The sequence below is a fragment of the Actinoallomurus sp. CA-150999 genome (assembly GCF_050942425.1).
In the GTDB taxonomy this organism is placed as follows: Bacteria; Actinomycetota; Actinomycetes; order Streptosporangiales; family Streptosporangiaceae; genus Actinoallomurus.
Genome location: NZ_CP192063.1, coordinates 4,327,651 through 4,342,691, shown reverse-complemented (window position 1 = coordinate 4,342,691; position 15,041 = coordinate 4,327,651). Strand labels below are relative to the sequence as shown.

General features: G+C 69.3%; 14 protein-coding genes. 9 read left to right on the top strand and 5 right to left on the bottom strand.

The window, feature by feature from the left end; translation table 11 throughout:
- Positions 1 to 6 precede the first annotated feature (6 nt).
- The 4 genes from ACQP2O_RS20355 to ACQP2O_RS20340 are packed head-to-tail and all read left to right on the top strand — an operon-like array spanning position 7 to position 3,151.
- Entirely contained in the window at positions 7 to 1,803 is a 1,797-nt protein-coding gene (locus tag ACQP2O_RS20355) for a nickel-dependent hydrogenase large subunit (RefSeq protein ID WP_433187304.1), read from the top strand.
- On the top strand, positions 1,796 to 2,359 hold the full coding sequence (locus ACQP2O_RS20350; protein WP_433187302.1) for a NifU family protein: 564 nt from the start codon (positions 1,796 to 1,798) through the stop codon (positions 2,357 to 2,359). The genes ACQP2O_RS20355 and ACQP2O_RS20350 overlap by 8 nt, the downstream gene beginning before the upstream one ends.
- Entirely contained in the window at positions 2,356 to 2,964 is a 609-nt protein-coding gene (locus ACQP2O_RS20345; protein ID WP_433187300.1) for a DUF5947 family protein, read from the top strand. Before ACQP2O_RS20350 ends, ACQP2O_RS20345 begins: the two co-directional genes overlap by 4 nt.
- Positions 2,942 to 3,151, top strand: coding sequence for a hypothetical protein (locus ACQP2O_RS20340; RefSeq protein ID WP_433187298.1), 210 nt, complete (start codon positions 2,942 to 2,944; stop codon positions 3,149 to 3,151). The genes ACQP2O_RS20345 and ACQP2O_RS20340 overlap by 23 nt, the downstream gene beginning before the upstream one ends.
- 199 nt (positions 3,152 to 3,350) lie before the next feature.
- Here the strand turns inward: ACQP2O_RS20340 and ACQP2O_RS20335 are convergent, their stop codons facing one another.
- From ACQP2O_RS20335 to ACQP2O_RS20320, 4 genes are all read right to left on the bottom strand, one after another.
- Positions 3,351 to 4,346 carry a D-ribose ABC transporter substrate-binding protein gene (locus ACQP2O_RS20335; RefSeq protein ID WP_433187296.1) on the bottom strand — a complete coding sequence of 332 codons (996 nt, stop codon included), beginning with the start codon at positions 4,344 to 4,346 and terminating at the stop codon, positions 3,351 to 3,353.
- Positions 4,347 to 4,445: 99 nt separating this feature from the next.
- Positions 4,446 to 5,525 (bottom strand): ABC transporter permease, encoded by a 1,080-nt coding sequence (locus ACQP2O_RS20330; protein ID WP_433187294.1) that lies wholly within the window; start codon positions 5,523 to 5,525, stop codon positions 4,446 to 4,448.
- The gene (locus tag ACQP2O_RS20325) at positions 5,522 to 7,108 is read right to left on the bottom strand and encodes a sugar ABC transporter ATP-binding protein (protein ID WP_433187292.1); all 1,587 of its coding nucleotides are present in this window, start codon (positions 7,106 to 7,108) and stop codon (positions 5,522 to 5,524) included. Before ACQP2O_RS20325 ends, ACQP2O_RS20330 begins: the two co-directional genes overlap by 4 nt.
- Positions 7,105 to 7,725, bottom strand: a complete 621-nt coding sequence (locus ACQP2O_RS20320; RefSeq protein WP_433187290.1) for a DUF2291 family protein — start codon at positions 7,723 to 7,725, stop codon at positions 7,105 to 7,107. The genes ACQP2O_RS20325 and ACQP2O_RS20320 overlap by 4 nt, the downstream gene beginning before the upstream one ends.
- A 364-nt stretch (positions 7,726 to 8,089) precedes the next feature.
- Between ACQP2O_RS20320 and ACQP2O_RS20315 the strand changes: the two genes are divergently transcribed.
- The 5 genes from ACQP2O_RS20315 to ACQP2O_RS20295 all read left to right on the top strand — a co-directional run bounded on the left by ACQP2O_RS20315 (position 8,090) and on the right by ACQP2O_RS20295 (position 13,936).
- Positions 8,090 to 9,106, top strand: coding sequence for a sugar-binding transcriptional regulator (locus ACQP2O_RS20315; RefSeq protein WP_433187288.1), 1,017 nt, complete (start codon positions 8,090 to 8,092; stop codon positions 9,104 to 9,106).
- Positions 9,107 to 9,546: 440 nt separating this feature from the next.
- The gene (locus tag ACQP2O_RS20310) at positions 9,547 to 10,428 is read left to right on the top strand and encodes a transketolase (protein WP_433187284.1); all 882 of its coding nucleotides are present in this window, start codon (positions 9,547 to 9,549) and stop codon (positions 10,426 to 10,428) included.
- Entirely contained in the window at positions 10,425 to 11,387 is a 963-nt protein-coding gene (locus ACQP2O_RS20305) for a transketolase family protein (RefSeq protein ID WP_433187281.1), read from the top strand. Before ACQP2O_RS20310 ends, ACQP2O_RS20305 begins: the two co-directional genes overlap by 4 nt.
- A complete protein-coding gene (locus ACQP2O_RS20300; RefSeq protein WP_433187278.1) occupies positions 11,374 to 12,858 on the top strand; it encodes an FGGY family carbohydrate kinase in 1,485 nt (494 codons plus the stop codon). Before ACQP2O_RS20305 ends, ACQP2O_RS20300 begins: the two co-directional genes overlap by 14 nt.
- Positions 12,859 to 12,922: 64 nt before the next feature.
- Positions 12,923 to 13,936 (top strand): sugar phosphate isomerase/epimerase family protein, encoded by a 1,014-nt coding sequence (locus tag ACQP2O_RS20295; protein WP_433187275.1) that lies wholly within the window; start codon positions 12,923 to 12,925, stop codon positions 13,934 to 13,936.
- 54 nt (positions 13,937 to 13,990) lie between these two features.
- Here ACQP2O_RS20295 and ACQP2O_RS20290 read toward each other — a convergent pair whose 3' ends face one another.
- Entirely contained in the window at positions 13,991 to 15,034 is a 1,044-nt protein-coding gene (locus ACQP2O_RS20290; protein WP_433187272.1) for a nucleoside hydrolase, read from the bottom strand.
- Between the last annotated feature and the right edge of the window lie 7 nt (positions 15,035 to 15,041).

The following is a 15,041-nucleotide window of genomic DNA, read 5'->3' as shown; positions in this document are numbered from 1 at the left end:
CGACAGATGGCACTGACCGATCGGACGCGAGCGCCGCAGCGCGCCGGCGAACAGCTCGTCGAGATGGCCTGGGACCCGATCACCCGGATCATCGGCAACCTCGGCATCTACACGAAGATCGATTTCGCGAACCGGCGGGTGGCCGAATGCCATGCCACCTCGTCCCTGTTCCGCGGCTACTCGGTGTTCATGAAGGGCAAGGATCCGCGCGACGCCGGCTTCATCACCAGCCGGATCTGCGGCATCTGCGGGGACAACCACACGACCTGCTCGGTGTACGCCCAGAACATGGCGTACGGCATCAAGACCCCGCCGCTCGGCGAGGACATCATCAACCTCGGCGAGGCCGCCGAGTACATGTTCGACCACACGCTCTTCCAGGACAACCTGGTGTTCGTCGACTTCTGCGAGGCGATGGTCAAGGCGACCAACCCGAGCGTGCTGCAGCGGGCGCAGCGGACGGCGGCGCCCAACGCGGAGATCCACGGCTACCGGACGATCGCCGAGATCATGGAGGCCTTCAACCCGTTCGAAGGCGAGGTGTACAAGCAGGCGCTGCAGGTCAGCCGCACGACCCGGGAGATGTTCTGCCTGATGGAGGGGCGGCACGTCCACCCCTCGACCGTCTACCCGGGCGGCGTCGGGACGATGCCCGAGCCGAGCCTGTTCACCGACTACCTGAGCCGCCTCATCTCGATCATCGACTTCGTCAAGCAGGCCGTCGCGATGAACGACGACGTCTTCGACTTCTTCTACGAGGCCCTGCCCGGGTACGAGGAGGTCGGGCGCAGGCGCGTCCTGCTCGGCTGCTGGGGAGCCTGGCAGGACCCCGACGTCGTCGACTACCGGTACGAGAACATGACCCGCTGGGGCCGGGCGATGAACGTCACCCCGGGCGTGGTCGTGGACGGCCAGCTCGTCACGACCGACCTCGTCGACATCAACCTCGGCATCCGCATCCTGCTCGGCAGCTCGTACTACGAGGACTGGGTTAACGAGGATCCGTTCGTCACGCACGACCCGCTGGGCAACCCCGTCGACATGCGCCACCCGTGGAACCAGACGACGCTCCCGGTGCCGCAGAAACGGGACTTCGAGAACAAGTACAGCTGGGTGATGAGCCCGCGCTGGTACGACAAGCGCACCGGTGAGAACCTGGCGCTCGACACGGGCGGCGGGCCGTTCGCCCGCCTGTACGTCACGGCGCTCGCCGGCCTGGTCGACACGCCGTACGTCAAGGCGACCGGCTCCAGCGTGCGCATCAGCCTGCCCCGCGGCGACAGGCTCCCGGAGACGACCCTGGAGTGGCGGATCCCGCAGTGGTCCAACGCGATCGAGCGGGACCGCGCCCGGGCGTACTTCATCGCCTACGCGGCCGCCATGTCCCTCCACTTCCTCGAGCGCGCCATGGAACGCGTCCGCGGCGGGGACGTGAAGGTCTTCCAGGACTTCACGGTCCCGGACGAGGGCATCGGCTGCGGATTCCACGAAGCGGTACGCGGCGTGCTGTCCCATCACCTCGTCATCAAGGACAAGAAGATCGCCAACTACCACCCGTATCCGCCGACCCCGTGGAACGCCAGTCCCCGTGACATCCACGGCGTTCCCGGCCCGTACGAGGACGCCGTCCAGGACATGCCGATCTTCGAGGAGAACGGCCCGGACGACTTCAAGGGCGTCGACATCATGCGCGCCGTCCGCAGCTTCGATCCGTGCCTGCCCTGCGGCGTCCACATGTACCTCGGCAACGGCACCGTGCTGAAGAAGCTCCACTCGCCGACGTTCGGAGCGAGCCATGGCTGACCCGCCGGAGGACCGGACCGGCCTGCCGGAGGACGAGGTCGAGGACCGGCTCGTCCGCCTCGACGGCCTGCTCGAGCGGCTCGAGCAGGCCACCGGGCCCGTCGCCGAGACCGCGGCGCAGGCGGTCGAAGCCCTCACGGAGGTGTACGGCACCGCGCTCGCCCGCATGACGGCCCTGATCGGCGGGCTGCCGGAGCTCGCCTCGGCACTGACCCGGGACGAGTTGGTGCACCACCTCCTCATCCTGCACGGCATCCACCCGCAGCCGGTCGAGGAGCGCGTCGCGCGGGTGCTCGACGACGCCCTTCGAGCGGGCGGCGGCACGGTCGAGCTGGCCGAGATCACCGGCGACGTCGCGCGTCTTCGCTGGTCCGGGGGCCGGGGCTGCGCGTCGTCGGCGTCGGCGGTCGAAGGGGCCATCGTCGACGCCGTCCTCGCCGTGGCCCCCGAGCTACGGAAGGTCGAGGTCACGCCCGCCGAGCGCCCCCCGGCCCTGATTCCCGCCGATTCCCTGCTGCGCCGGCCCGCCGGCCGGATTCCGGACCGGACGGCGTGAAGAGCACAGGCGCGCTGCGGCGCGTGGTCGACCGCGCCACGGCGGCCGGCCGGCCCGAGCAGGCGTGCGAACTGTGCGCCCGGCCGATCGCGGAGAACCACCGGCACCTGCTGGATCTCCAGGCGGACGAGCCACGGTGCGTCTGCTACGCCTGCTCGGTGCTCTTCCAGCGGGACGAGGCCGGCGAGGGGCACTTCCGGCTGATTCCCGACCGCCGTGTCCCGCTCCCCGCGTTCGCGCCGGCGGAGGCGGGCGTCCCGGTCGGACTGGCGTTCTTCGTACGGCGTCCGGACGGCCGCGTCATCGCGCACTATCCGAGCCCGGCCGGCGCGACGCGGTGGGAGGTCGATCCACCGCGGTGGCGGTCCGCCGTCGAGGGCATCGGGCCGATGACCTCCCTGGCTGCCGACGTCGAGGCGGTCCTCGTCAACACCGCCCGGGGATGCACGGAGGCCTGGCTGGTCCCCATCGACGACTGCTACCGCCTGGTCGCGATCGTACGGCGGCACTGGACGGGTATGACGGGCGGCGAGGCGGTATGGACCGAGATCGAGGGATTCTTCGATGAACTGAGGAGATGCCATGGGACGGATCCGGGTCGGTAAGCCGGACGTCAGGCCGGACACCCCGGCCCACGTGCGCGGCATACGGGAGGGCAACGCGAGGCGGAGGCTCAGCAGGCAGATCGGCCACCGCAGGAACGGCACCGCCGACGCGCGCCGCTCCACGGGGGTCAAGCCGAGGAAGCACGACGCGATCCTCAAGATCATGCCCAACCTGCCACCGGGCTGAGACCGATCGGAGGAACCATCATGATCAAGAATGTGCTGATCGGCGCGGCGATCGCCGGTGTCGTCGTCGTGGCCATCCGGGAGTTCCCCGCGCTCAGGCGCGAGATGAGAATCTGGCGCATGTGACACCACCCCGCGACGGGCGTCCTGAGGGGCGGCGCCGCGAACCCGGCCGGGCACCCCGGCCGGGCCGCGTCGCGTCATGAACCGAGCGCGAAATCACTGACCTTAGACGCGTTGTCCTTATTGACCAGGACGCAGTCGACGGACTGCTTCTCAGGCTGGCCCGTGGAGCCCGTCTTGATGTACTTGTCGGCCTGGTCGACCGCCATCTGGGAGATCTTCGCCGCGGGCTGCAGGACGGTGGCCTTGATGCCGTCCTTGAGGACGGACGAGACCACGTCGGGACTGCCGTCGAAGCCGGTGACGATCACGTTGGTCTTCTTCGCGGCCTGCAGCGCGGCCCAGGCGCCCAGCGCCATGGTGTCGTTGCCGGCGATGATGCCCTTGACGTTGGGGTGGGCCTGCAGCATGGTCTGCACCTTCTGCAGCGCCTCGGTCTGGTCCCAGTTGGCGCTCTGCTGGGCGACCATCTTCATCTTCGGGAACTGGTCCAGCACGGAGTGGTAGCCCTTGGACCGGACGCCGGCGTTGGTGTCGGTCTCCTTGCCGGTCAGCTCGAAGTACTCCCCGGCTTGGCCCATGTCCTTGGCGAACTCCTGCCCGCCGAGGGTCGCACCCTGGGAGTTGTTGGAGACGATCTGGGCCTTGGCGACCCCGGTGGAGTTGATCTCGCGGTCGATGAGGAAGCTGGGGATCTTGGCGCTGGCGGCCTTCTGCAGTGCGGTGACCGTGGAGTCGGCCCCGGCGTTGTCGAGGATGATGGCCGCGGCCTTGCGGGAGATGGCGGTGTCGATCGCCTGGCTCTGCTTGGTCGGATCGTCGTCGTGGCTGAGCACCAGGGTGGTGTAGCCGAGCCTCTTGGCCTCGGCGTCGGCGGCCTGCTGCTCGGCCTTGAAGAACACGTTGTCGGGTGACGGCGTGATGATCACGATCAGTTTCGATCCGCCACCGGAGGCGGACTTGCCGCTCGCGGAGGACTTGGATCCGCCGCCGCAGGCGGTGAGGCTGAGGGCGGCGGCCACGGTGACGGCGGCGAAGCCGATGATGGGCCGGCGGCTGGGGAGACGGTGCACAGTCGGGCCTTCCTTTCAGGCGCATGACGTGGGGGTGGGGGCGAAACCGGCGGCGCGGAACGGCGTCGGAGGTGAAAGGTGGTGTGTGGAGGGGTTCTGCTAGGTGGTCATGCGGGTCTTGACGCGTTCCTGGGTCTGCTCCAGGACGACGGCCAGCACGATGACGGTGCCCTTGACGACGAGCTGCCAGAAGCTGGAGACGCCGACCAGGACGAGGCCATCGCTGAGGAAGCCGATGACGAACGCGCCGACGAGGGTGCCGATGATGCTGCCCTTGCCGCCCGCCAGCGCGGTGCCGCCGAGGACGGCCGCGGCGATGGCGTTCAGTTCGTACGTGGTGGCGGTGTCGGGGTAGGCCGCGCCGAGTTCGGAGGTGAGGATGAGTCCGGCCAGCGCCGCGCATGCCCCGGAGATGATGTAGACGGCGATCTTGATGCGGGAGGTACGGATGCCGGCCAGCTCGGCGGCGCGTTCGTTGCCGCCGACGGCGTAGACGCGGCGGCCGAACGGCGTCCGGGTGGTCACGATGATCGCCAATGCCGCGACGACGATCATGATCCAGATGGCGACGGGCACTCCGATCCAGCTCTTGCCGCCCAGGACGTTGAAGCCGGTGTTGTGCCGTGCGGGCGTCCCGGCGAGATTGGGAAAGGTGCCCCCCTTGCTGCGCAGGTCGGCCAGCCCACGGGCGGCGTACAGGACGCCGAGGGTGGCGATGAAGGGGGCGACCTTGAGCTTGGTGACGAGCAGGCCGTTGATCGCTCCGACCGCGGCGCCGATCAGGATTCCGATGACGATCACCATGACGGTGGAGAACCAGACGGTGTCGCCGCCGGGCAGTTTCAAGCCTTCGAACAGCAGCCCGCCGGAGATCATGCCGGCCAGCCCGGAGATGGAGCCGACCGACAGGTCGATGCCGCCGGTGAGGATGACGAAGGTGACACCGATGGCGAGCAACGCGGTGATGGACACGTGCTTGCTCATCAGCAGCAGATTGCTGGTGGTCAGGTAGTCGCTGGAGATCAGGCTGAACATGATCACCAGGGCGACGAGAACGATGAGCGTCCGGCCCTGTAGCAGGATCATCGCCAGTCGTGTGCCGCTGCCGACCCGGTCCGCCGACGCGGCCGGCGCGGCCGCCGCGCTGCCCGCGGCTTCGGGTTCCGTGCTGGTGCTCATGGGCTCACCTTCATGACGGTGGTTGAGGCGGAGGCGTTGACGAGCGCTTCCTCGGTGGCTTCGCCGCGGGGCAGGTCGGCGGTGATACGGCCACGGGCCATGACGAGGATCCGGTCGGACATGCCCATCACCTCGGCCAGCTCCGAACTGACGAACAACACGCCCAGGCCTTTGTCCGCCAGGTCGCTCATGATGCGGAAGATCTCGGTCTTCGCGCCGATGTCGACGCCGCGGGTCGGCTCGTCCAGCAGCAGGACCTTGGGGTCGGTCCGCAGCGCGCGTCCCAGGACCACCTTCTGCTGATTGCCGCCGCTGAGCTGGGTGACCTGGGCGTCGACGCCGGGCACCTTGATCTGCAGGTCCTTGACCTGTCCGGTCGCCACCCGGCGTTCACGCGCCGGGGAGAGAAGCAGATGCCGGGTGAGGGTGTTCAACGTGGACAGCAGCAGGTTCGCGCGGACCGACAACGCCTGGACGAGTCCATCGCGCTGCCGGTCCTCCGGGACCAGCGCCAGGCCCAGCGCCAACCGGCCGGAGACTCTTTCGCCCACGGCCCGCCGCCCGTCCACCCGGACCGTCCCGGTGTGGTGGCGCATGCCGATCAGGGCCTCCATGAGCTCGGTGCGGCCCGCGCCCATGAGCCCGTAGATGCCGACGATCTCTCCGGCCTTGACGTCGAAGCTCACATCGTCGACCAGCGGGGTCGGTTTGCCGGGCACGGACAGGTTCTCGACGGCGAGCAGCACGTCACCGGTCCGGCTGGCCGAACGCGTGAACAGGCTGTCCTGGGAACGGCCGACCATCTGCTGGACGATCCAGGCGGTGTCGGTCTGATCCATCGACGCCTCGGCCACCAGGGCTCCGTCGCGCAGGACGGTGACGTAGTCGCCGATCCGGCGGAACTCCTCCAGCTTGTGGGAGATGTAGATGACCGTGACGTTCTGCTCCCGCAGGTCGTCCATCACCTCGAACAGCACGTCGACTTCGGCGTTGCTCAGCGCGGACGTCGGCTCGTCCATGATCAGGATTCGCACGTCCTGGGACAGCACCCGGGCGATCTCGACCAGTTGCTGCGTACCGATCGGCAGGTCGCCCACCAGCGTGTCGGGGTCGATGTCCTGCCGCAGCCGCGCGAGGGCGGCTCTCGCCTGCCGGCGCTGCTCGGCGACGCTGGTCAGATGCGCCCGGTTGTGCAGCTCGCGGCCGGCGAAGATGTTGTCGGCGACGCTGAGGTTGGGAAACAGGCTGAGTTCCTGATGAATGATCCCGATGCCGTGGGCCAGGGCCTCCCGAGGAGTGGGGAACTCCACCGGCTCCCCGTCCAGCAGGACCCGGCCGCCGGTCGGCTGCTCGGCGCCGCTGAGGATCTTCATCAGCGTCGACTTGCCCGCCCCGTTCTCCCCCACCAGTACGTTCACCGCGCCGGTACGGGCTTTGAACGTCACGCCGCGCAGCGCGTGCACACCGCCGTAGGACTTGGTGATCTCCTCGGCCACCAAGGCCGTCGGCGCCGGTGTGCCGGCGGTATCGCTCGAAGCCGGGGCGTCGGGCGGGGGGCCGGCCGAGGGCGCGGGCTCGGTCACGACGCCACCTCCAGGGTGATGGGCGTGATCATGACGCTGGAGGTCGCGAGCAGTTGGAACGCCCCGGTGAAGGTGACCTTCTTCCCCTTGATCGATTTCAGGTCCACGCGGCTCACGACCTCCGTCTTGACCTTGGCGTTGAGCGCGGTCGCCGCGTCGGCGTAATCGATCTGGTTGGTAAACTGGCTGAAGTCGATGAAGCCGACGGCGTCACGTACCGCGGTGCCGACGAAGGCGGGCCCGACAGCCAGGTTGACGTCGGTCTTGCCGACGCCGGGTACGTCGACTTGGACGCTTCCGACCGCGCTCGCGCTGTTCACCGCGGTTACCGTGCCCGTACCCTTGATCATGAAGGAGAAGGGGGATCCAGCCCCGGCCTGCTTGCCGTAACGGGCGCTCGCCGCCTTCTGATCGGCCCGTAGTGCCGGCAGGAGGGTGGCCGCGTCGACGGCGCCCTTCTGTGCGGCCGGGACGACCTTGGTGGCCCAGATGCCGTTGGCGTAGGAGGTCGCGTCGAACTTCTTGGCGCCGCCCGCCGCGGCGGCCGAACCACCGGTCTTCTCCACGACATAGACGCCGGGAACCCCGGAACACGCCGCCAGCGAGCCGGCCAGCACGGACGCCAGGACAGGAAGGAGGAGTCTGCGGTTCGACCTGCCGAGCCGGGTTCTCGCTGTGTGAGCCATGGCCCTACCCTTGACGAATCTGAATATTTATTCAAAAGACGTTGTCTATGCCGAAATTAACGTAGCCGAAATCTGGTGTCAACCATGGGCGGATCATCCGGCGGTGCGCCAGCACTGATCAGTAAGGGGTGAATGGGTATTCTCGTAGCGCGAGTGTCGGCGGGCACTGTCGTACGCGGACGAGACGCGCCCGGCGCGAGCCGTCTGGGACATCGAGCGGGTGATCGACCGCCGCAGGCCCGCGGCGATGACGACGCGGTCGGCCGAGAATGTGGACAGAGGAGCGCTAGGCATCATGGATGGTCCCGGGGCGATGAGCCTGAGCGACATCCCGTCGGATCAGATCCGGCTGTTGACCAAGGTCGCGCGGATGTACCACGAGCGTGGGATGCGTCAGCCGCAGATCGCCGAGCAGTTGCACATCTCCCAGCCGCGCGTGTCGCGGCTCCTCAAGCGAGCGGTCAACCTGGGCATCGTCCGCACCACCGTCGTCACGCCCCGCGGCGTCCACGCCGACATCGAGGAACAGCTCGAGGAGCGATACGGCCTCAGCGAGATCGTCGTCGTCGACACCGATGACCAGACGGACGAGCATCAGGTGCTGCCGGCACTCGGCTCGGCCGCGGCAGCGTATCTGGAGACCACGCTGATGGGCGACGAGCGCATCGGGGTGTCGTCATGGAGCTCGACACTGCTGGCCGCGGTGGAGTCGATGAGCCCCCGGCCGACGCCGGTCGCCGACAAGGTCGTCCAGATGCTCGGCGGCGTCGGCAACGTGACCGCGCAGACGCAGGCCACCCGCATCACCGGGCGGCTGGCCCAGCTGACCGGCGCCACCCCGGTGTTCCTGCCCGCCCCGGGCCTCCTGGCATCGGGCGACATGCGGCAGATGATCGTCACCGATCCCAACATCGAATCGGCGCTGGCGGCGTGCGAAGACCTCACCACGGCGCTGGTGGGCATCGGCAGCATCAAGCCTTCCCCGCTGCTCCGCGAAAGCGGCAACGCCTTCGCCGAGAGCGAGCTTCCCGAGCTGCACGCCGCCGGAGCCGTCGGCGATGTGTGCATGCGGTTCTTCGACGAGCGCGGCGGGCATCTGCGGACCACCCTCGACGAGCGGGTCCTCGGCATCACCGCCGAAACCCTGCGCCGGGTCCCCCGCCGGGTCGGCGTCGCCGGCGGCGCCCGTAAGCACACCGCCATCCAGGCCGCCCTGCTCGGCGGCTGGATCAACGTCCTGATCACCGACCTGCAGACGGCCCAGTGGCTGGCCACCCCCGCCACCCCCTCCAGCCTCCAGCCCACCGGGTGACCCACGGCCGCCGGTAGGACCGCAGCGGACGGCATGAAGGCCGCTGCGGCGACCGGTCCGCGCCGTTAGGGCCTGTCTCACCGCTCGCCACGGACGAGGACTTCGAGACAGGCCCTTGATCACGCTCCCATCCCGGCTGTACACCGACCGGCGATCGCCGACCCGGCCGCGCCTCTCCCCTGTCACGGCACCGTTGACACTCTGATCATGTCGCCATAGTGTATTGCTAGTCGTGGTTGAATATATAACAGCGGGTGCCGAGCGCGGAGGACCACCGAGCACGCCGCGTCGCCGGTCCGAAGCGGCTACGGCGTTCCCGGCGGCGGACCGGCAGGACGCGGCCGCGGACGAGCGTCGGGCCGACCGCGATCCGGCGATCGCGCTTCGGCCATCGGGCGTGCGTACCGCGCGGATACGGCACCTGAAGGGGAAGGGACCACATGCTGACCACTGATGACGCCCAGGCCGAGCGCTATCTGCGCCTACGGCGGCGGCTCGCCGACGGTGACATCGCCGACGTCCCCGCGACGCTCGCCGAACTCGCCCGCAAGGTGCGCCAGGCCGATCTCGCCATGATCCGGCAGGCCGGGCTCGGGCACATCGGCAGCGACTTCTCGGTCATCGACATCCTGGTCACCCTGTACGGGGCTGTGCTGTCAATCGATCCCCGTGATCCGCTGGCGGCCGACCGGGACCGATTGATTCTCAGCAAGGGGCACACCGCCGGCGCGCTCTACGCGGTCCTCGCCCAGTGCGGCTTCTTTCCCGAGTCGGCCCTGAAGACGTTCGCCGGGCCGCTGTCGCCGCTCAACGGCCATCCCAACCGCACCAAGGTGCCCGGCGTGGAGACCAACACCGGTCCGCTCGGCCACGGGTTTCCCGTCGCGGTCGGCGCGGCGCTGGCGAGCAGGCTCTCCGGATCCCGCAGCCGCACCTTCGTCGTCCTGGGCGACGGGGAGTTGCAGGAGGGCAGCAACTGGGAGGCGGCGATGACCGCCGGCCATCACAAGCTGTCGGGCCTCACCGCGGTCGTCGACCGCAACATGCTGCAGCAGGGTGCCCGTACCGAGGAGACCTCGCGGCTGGAGCCGCTGGCGGACAAGTGGATCAGCTTCGGCTGGGAGGTCCGCCACTGTGACGGTCATGACCACCGCGAACTGCTGACCGCTTTCGCGCCCGCCGCGGGCGAGAGACCGGTCTGCGTCATCGCCCACACCACGAAAGGCAAAGGCGTGTCCTTCATGGAAAACCGCGTCGAATGGCATCACAAGGTCCCCTCGCAGGAACAGGCCGCCACGGCGTACGAGGAGCTCGCCCGATGACCGACACCGTCGCGGCCGTGCCCCTGTTCGACTGCAGAAAGGCCTTCGCCGAGGAACTGACCGCCCTGGCCAGGGCCGATGAACGAGTTGTGGTGGTCTGTAACGACTCGGTCGGATCCAGCAACCTGGTGAAGTTCCGGGAGGAGTTCCCCGACAGGCTGATCAACGTCGGCATCGCCGAACAGGACATGGTCGGCGTCGCCGCCGGCCTGGCCAACGGCGGCCTGCTGCCCTTCGTCACCGCCGCCGCGCCCTTCCTGACCGGCCGCGCCCTGGAACAGATCAAGGCCGACATCGCCTACAGCCACGCCCGCGTCGTGTTGTGCGGGCAGAGCCCCGGGATGGCGTACGGGGAGCTGGGCCCCACCCATCACTCCATCGAGGACCTATCGTGGATCCGGGCGGTCGCCGACCTGCCGGTGATCGTCCCGGCCGACCCCGCCGAGACGCGGGCCGCGCTGCGCTTTGCCGCCGCCCACGACGGCCCGAGTTTCCTGCGGATCGGCCGGTTCGCCGTCCCCGCGGTCCATCCCGACGACATCACTTTCGAACTCGGCCGTTCCCGGCAGCTGACCGAAGGCGACGACGTCACCGTGATCGCCGTGGGCACGATGGTGTCACGGGCCATCGACGCGGCCGCGACGCTCAGAAAGGAAGGGATCGGGCTGCGAGTGATCAATATGGCCTCCATCGAACCGCTCGACGAGGCGGCCGTGCTGAGCGCGGCCGCGGAGACCCGCGGCGTCATCACCGCCGAGGAGGCGACGATCACCGGTGGGCTGGGCGCCGCGGTGGCCGGCCTGCTCGGCCAGCGGCGGCCGACCTGGATGAGGATCCTCGGCGTGCCGCGCACCTTCGCGCCGACCGGCAGCACCGAGTTCCTCCTCTCCCACTTCGGTCTCACCGCGGACGGCATCGCCGCCGCCGCCCGGCAGTTGGCCGCCGATGGCCCGCGATGAGGTGATCCTCGCCATCGACCAGGGCACCGGCTCGACCAAGGCGCTCCTGCTCGATCGGCGCGGCCGCGTGCTCGCCCGGGCAGCCGAGCCACTGACCCAGACCCATCCCCGGCCCGGATGGGTCGAGCAGTCGCCGGCCGAGATCTGGGCCGGCGTGATCGCCGCGACCCGCCGCTGCCTGGACGGTCACGACCCAGCCCTCGTCGCCGCGGTGGGCATCAGCAATCAGCGCGAGTCGATGCTGCTGTGGGATCGTGCCACGGGCGAGCCGGTCAGCCCCGTCATCAGCTGGCAGGACCGGCGTACCACGGCGCGATGCGCGGCCTTGGTGGCCGATGGGTTCGGCGCGATGGTGTGGGAGCGCACCGGGCTGCCCCTGGACCCCATGTTCTCGGCGACCAAGGGGGCCTGGCTGCTCGATCATGCCGACACCGACCGGCGCCGCTCCATCCGCGGGGACCTGTGCCTGGGCACCATCGACTCCTGGCTGCTGAGCAGGTTCGGCGGCGAGCACGTCATCGAGATCGGCAACGCCGCCCGCACGCAGCTGCTCGACGTGCGCACCGGCCGGTGGGACCCGCGGCTGCTGGAACTGTTCGGCATCCCCTCTCAGGTGCTGCCCCGCGTGGTGCCCTCGACCGGACCGTTTCCCGCGGTTCGTGGCCTGCCGCCGCTCGCGGACGGTGTGCCGGTCGGCGCCGTCCTCGGTGACTCGCACGCCGCGTTGCTCGCCCACGCCGGATGGCTGCCCGGCCGGGTCAAGGCGACGTACGGCACCGGCTCATCGGTCATGGCGCTCTGCCACGACACCAGCGAGCCGGGCACCGGCCTGTGCCGGACCATCGCCTGGGGCACCGGCCCCGAATCCGGCACCGGAGTCGGCGCCATCGCGCACGCGGTCGAGGGCAACATCCTCTCCACCGGGTCCGCCCTGCGCTGGCTCGCCGACACCGTGGACCGCACGCCCGCGGAACTGGCCGACCTCGCCGATGGCGCGAGCAGCGACGGCGTGCACCTCGTGCCCGCCTTCGGCGGCCTCGGGGCCCCCTGGTGGGACAGCGACGCCCAGGCCACTCTGGCCGGCATGACATTGGCCACGGGACTTCCCCAGATCGCCCGTGCGGCGCTGGAGTCCATCGCCTTCCAGGTCGAAGACGTCGTCGAGGCGGCCGGCCAGGGCGAGGTCCTGCTGGCCGACGGCGGCGCCGCCGCCAATCCGACGCTCATGCAGATACAGGCCGACATCAGCGGGCGCCACGTCCATCAGTCCCTGGTCAGCGACCTGTCGGCGATCGGCGCCGCGCACCTGGCCGGCCTCACGGGCGGACTGTGGACCCAGACCGAACTCGAGGACTTCGACCGACCCGCCCGCCTCTTCACGCCCCGTGGCGGCTCCGAAGAGCGCCGGCGCAGGCGATCGGCATGGCACCAGGCGCTGGCCCGCGCCCGCACCACCGATCGGTCGGCATAGAACAAGGCCCGGCCGGTCGCCGTAGACCAAGCCCACGGTTCCCTCAACCCTCAGGAGGCACGTCATGACGACCCCACCAGCAGCCCGACCCGCCTCTGAACCGCTGTACGGTGCCGGGCTGTGGCACTTCGGACAGTTCCGTGACCGCTACGCCACCGACGGATACGGGCCGCCGGTCACCACTCTGGAGGCCATCGACCGGGCCGGGGAGGTCGGCAGCCTTTCGGTCGTCGACCTCAACTACCCGTTCAACCCCGCCGAGCTGGACATCGCCGCCGTCGAGGACGCCCTCAAGGCCAACAACCTGCGTGCCATCGCCCTCACCCCGGAGATCTACACCCGCACCTTCTGCCGGGGCGGCTTCACCAACCCCGACCCGAAGATCCGGCGTGAGGCCATCGAACTGGTGAGCCAGGCCGCCGACCTCACCCGCCGGCTCGGCGGCGACTACGTCAAGCTCTGGCCGGGCCAGGACGGCTGGGACTATCCCTTCCAGGCCGACTACAAGGCCCTGTGGTCCATGTCGATCGAGGCGGTCCGCGAACTGGCGCAGCGCCACCCCGACCTGCGCTTCGCCATCGAGTACAAACCCCGCGAACCTCGCAACCGCATGACCTTCTCCTCCGCCGCCCGCACGCTGCTGGCCATCGAGGAGATGGACGTCCCCAACGTCGGCATCCTGCTGGACTTCGGGCACTCCCTCTACGGGCTGGAGTCACCCGCCGACGCGGCTCAGATGATCATGGCCCGGGACAAGCTGTACGCCATTGACGTCAATGACAACTTCCGGGGCTGGGACGATGACATGGTCGTCGGCTCGATCCACCTCGTCGAGACCTTCGAGTTCTTCCATACGCTCGTCCAGGCGGACTGGCAGGGCGTCTGGCAGCTCGACCAGTTCCCCTTCCGGGAGAACGCCGTGGAGGCCGCCCGCGCCGGCATCGAGGTGATGCGCACCATCTGGCGCGCCCTGCAGATCCTCGACACCGAGGCTCTCGCCGACGCGCAGGCCCGCCAGGACGCCCTCGCCGCCCAGCGCATCGCGCGAGCCGCGCTGCTGGGTGCCCAGCGCGCCTGAGCCCATGACCGGACGATGGCCCGCCGCTCGGGAGCGGCGGGCCATCGTCTTTTTCTACTCGCCGTACAGGGCCCGCAGCTTCGCGAAGAAGTCGGCGAACATCAGCCGGGTGTCGACGCCCTTGTAGACCCGGATCTTGCGGCCGCTGTCACGGGCCGTGTAGGTGCCGTCGGCGTTGAGCCGGGGAGCGTAGATGGTGTCGTAGGGGCTGGTGTAGGTCGCGGTCTTGTCCCAGGGAGAAGTCAGCGCGGTGAGGAGGACGAGGGGCGAGTCACCCAGCTGGTAGACCTCGCCGAAGTTGATGCGCCCCGCGAACCGCTGGTAGTAGCTCAGCTGGTTCTGCCACAGCCAGCGGCCGATGTCGCCGGCCGTCCCGACGTTCTGTTGAAGCTCGAAATCCGACACCATGCACATCGAGTACACGTCCGACGGAATCTGCCAGATGGGCATGGTGGACTGGTTGAACACCACCTGCGCCGCCACCGGATCGGCGCTGAAGTTGTACTCGCCTCCCCCTGCCGGGTAGGGCTTGCCACCGATCCACACCAGCGTCACCTTGCCGGCGATGGAGGGTTCCATCAGGTACGCGCTGGCCACGTCGGTGAGCGTGCCGCCCGCGGTGATGTAGAGGGGCAGGTTGGTGTCGGTGCGCATCGCCTCGGCGACGATGGCCTTCGCCCCGGCCGTCTCCCGTGGCGTGGAGGAGTCCTTGAGGGCGTCGTTCGAGCCGGCATAGGCCTTGACGTCGCCGCGGCGCATGAGGCGCAGCATGGTGACGGCCGCCTTGTACGAATCCTCGGCCTGGTACTTACCGGTGTCGAAGGGGTCGCTCGGCAACTGGGCGTGCGCGCCCACGGCCAGTCGTACGTCGGTCGAGGGTGACATGACCTGGTGGACGAACGCGAACAACCCGTCGGGGTCGGCGCCCAGGTCGTTGCTGATGATGACTCGCGCTCGCGGCCCGGCCGGTGGCTGGAAGCCACGCTGCCTGGCCGCACCGGTCGACACCGACGCGGCCTCGGCAGCCGACGCCGGTAGGGCGGCCAGGGCGCCGAGGCCGGCAGCGCCGGCCGAGCCCATGAACAGACGCCGATCCATAGCACTC

What these genes read in the sequence shown, in the direction of transcription:
- ACQP2O_RS20350 (WP_433187302.1), top strand. Translation starts at nt 1,796, where the DNA reads ATGGCTGACCCGCCGGAGGACCGGACCGGCCTGCCGGAGGACGAGGTC.
- ACQP2O_RS20355 (WP_433187304.1), top strand. Translation starts at nt 7, where the DNA reads ATGGCACTGACCGATCGGACGCGAGCGCCGCAGCGCGCCGGCGAACAG.
- ACQP2O_RS20340 (WP_433187298.1), top strand. Translation starts at nt 2,942, where the DNA reads ATGGGACGGATCCGGGTCGGTAAGCCGGACGTCAGGCCGGACACCCCG.
- ACQP2O_RS20315 (WP_433187288.1), top strand. Translation starts at nt 8,090, where the DNA reads ATGGATGGTCCCGGGGCGATGAGCCTGAGCGACATCCCGTCGGATCAG.
- ACQP2O_RS20310 (WP_433187284.1), top strand. Translation starts at nt 9,547, where the DNA reads ATGCTGACCACTGATGACGCCCAGGCCGAGCGCTATCTGCGCCTACGG.
- ACQP2O_RS20300 (WP_433187278.1), top strand. Translation starts at nt 11,374, where the DNA reads ATGGCCCGCGATGAGGTGATCCTCGCCATCGACCAGGGCACCGGCTCG.
- ACQP2O_RS20290 (WP_433187272.1), bottom strand. Translation starts at nt 15,034, where the DNA reads ATGGATCGGCGTCTGTTCATGGGCTCGGCCGGCGCTGCCGGCCTCGGC.
- ACQP2O_RS20295 (WP_433187275.1), top strand. Translation starts at nt 12,923, where the DNA reads ATGACGACCCCACCAGCAGCCCGACCCGCCTCTGAACCGCTGTACGGT.
- ACQP2O_RS20330 (WP_433187294.1), bottom strand. Translation starts at nt 5,525, where the DNA reads ATGAGCACCAGCACGGAACCCGAAGCCGCGGGCAGCGCGGCGGCCGCG.
- ACQP2O_RS20305 (WP_433187281.1), top strand. Translation starts at nt 10,425, where the DNA reads ATGACCGACACCGTCGCGGCCGTGCCCCTGTTCGACTGCAGAAAGGCC.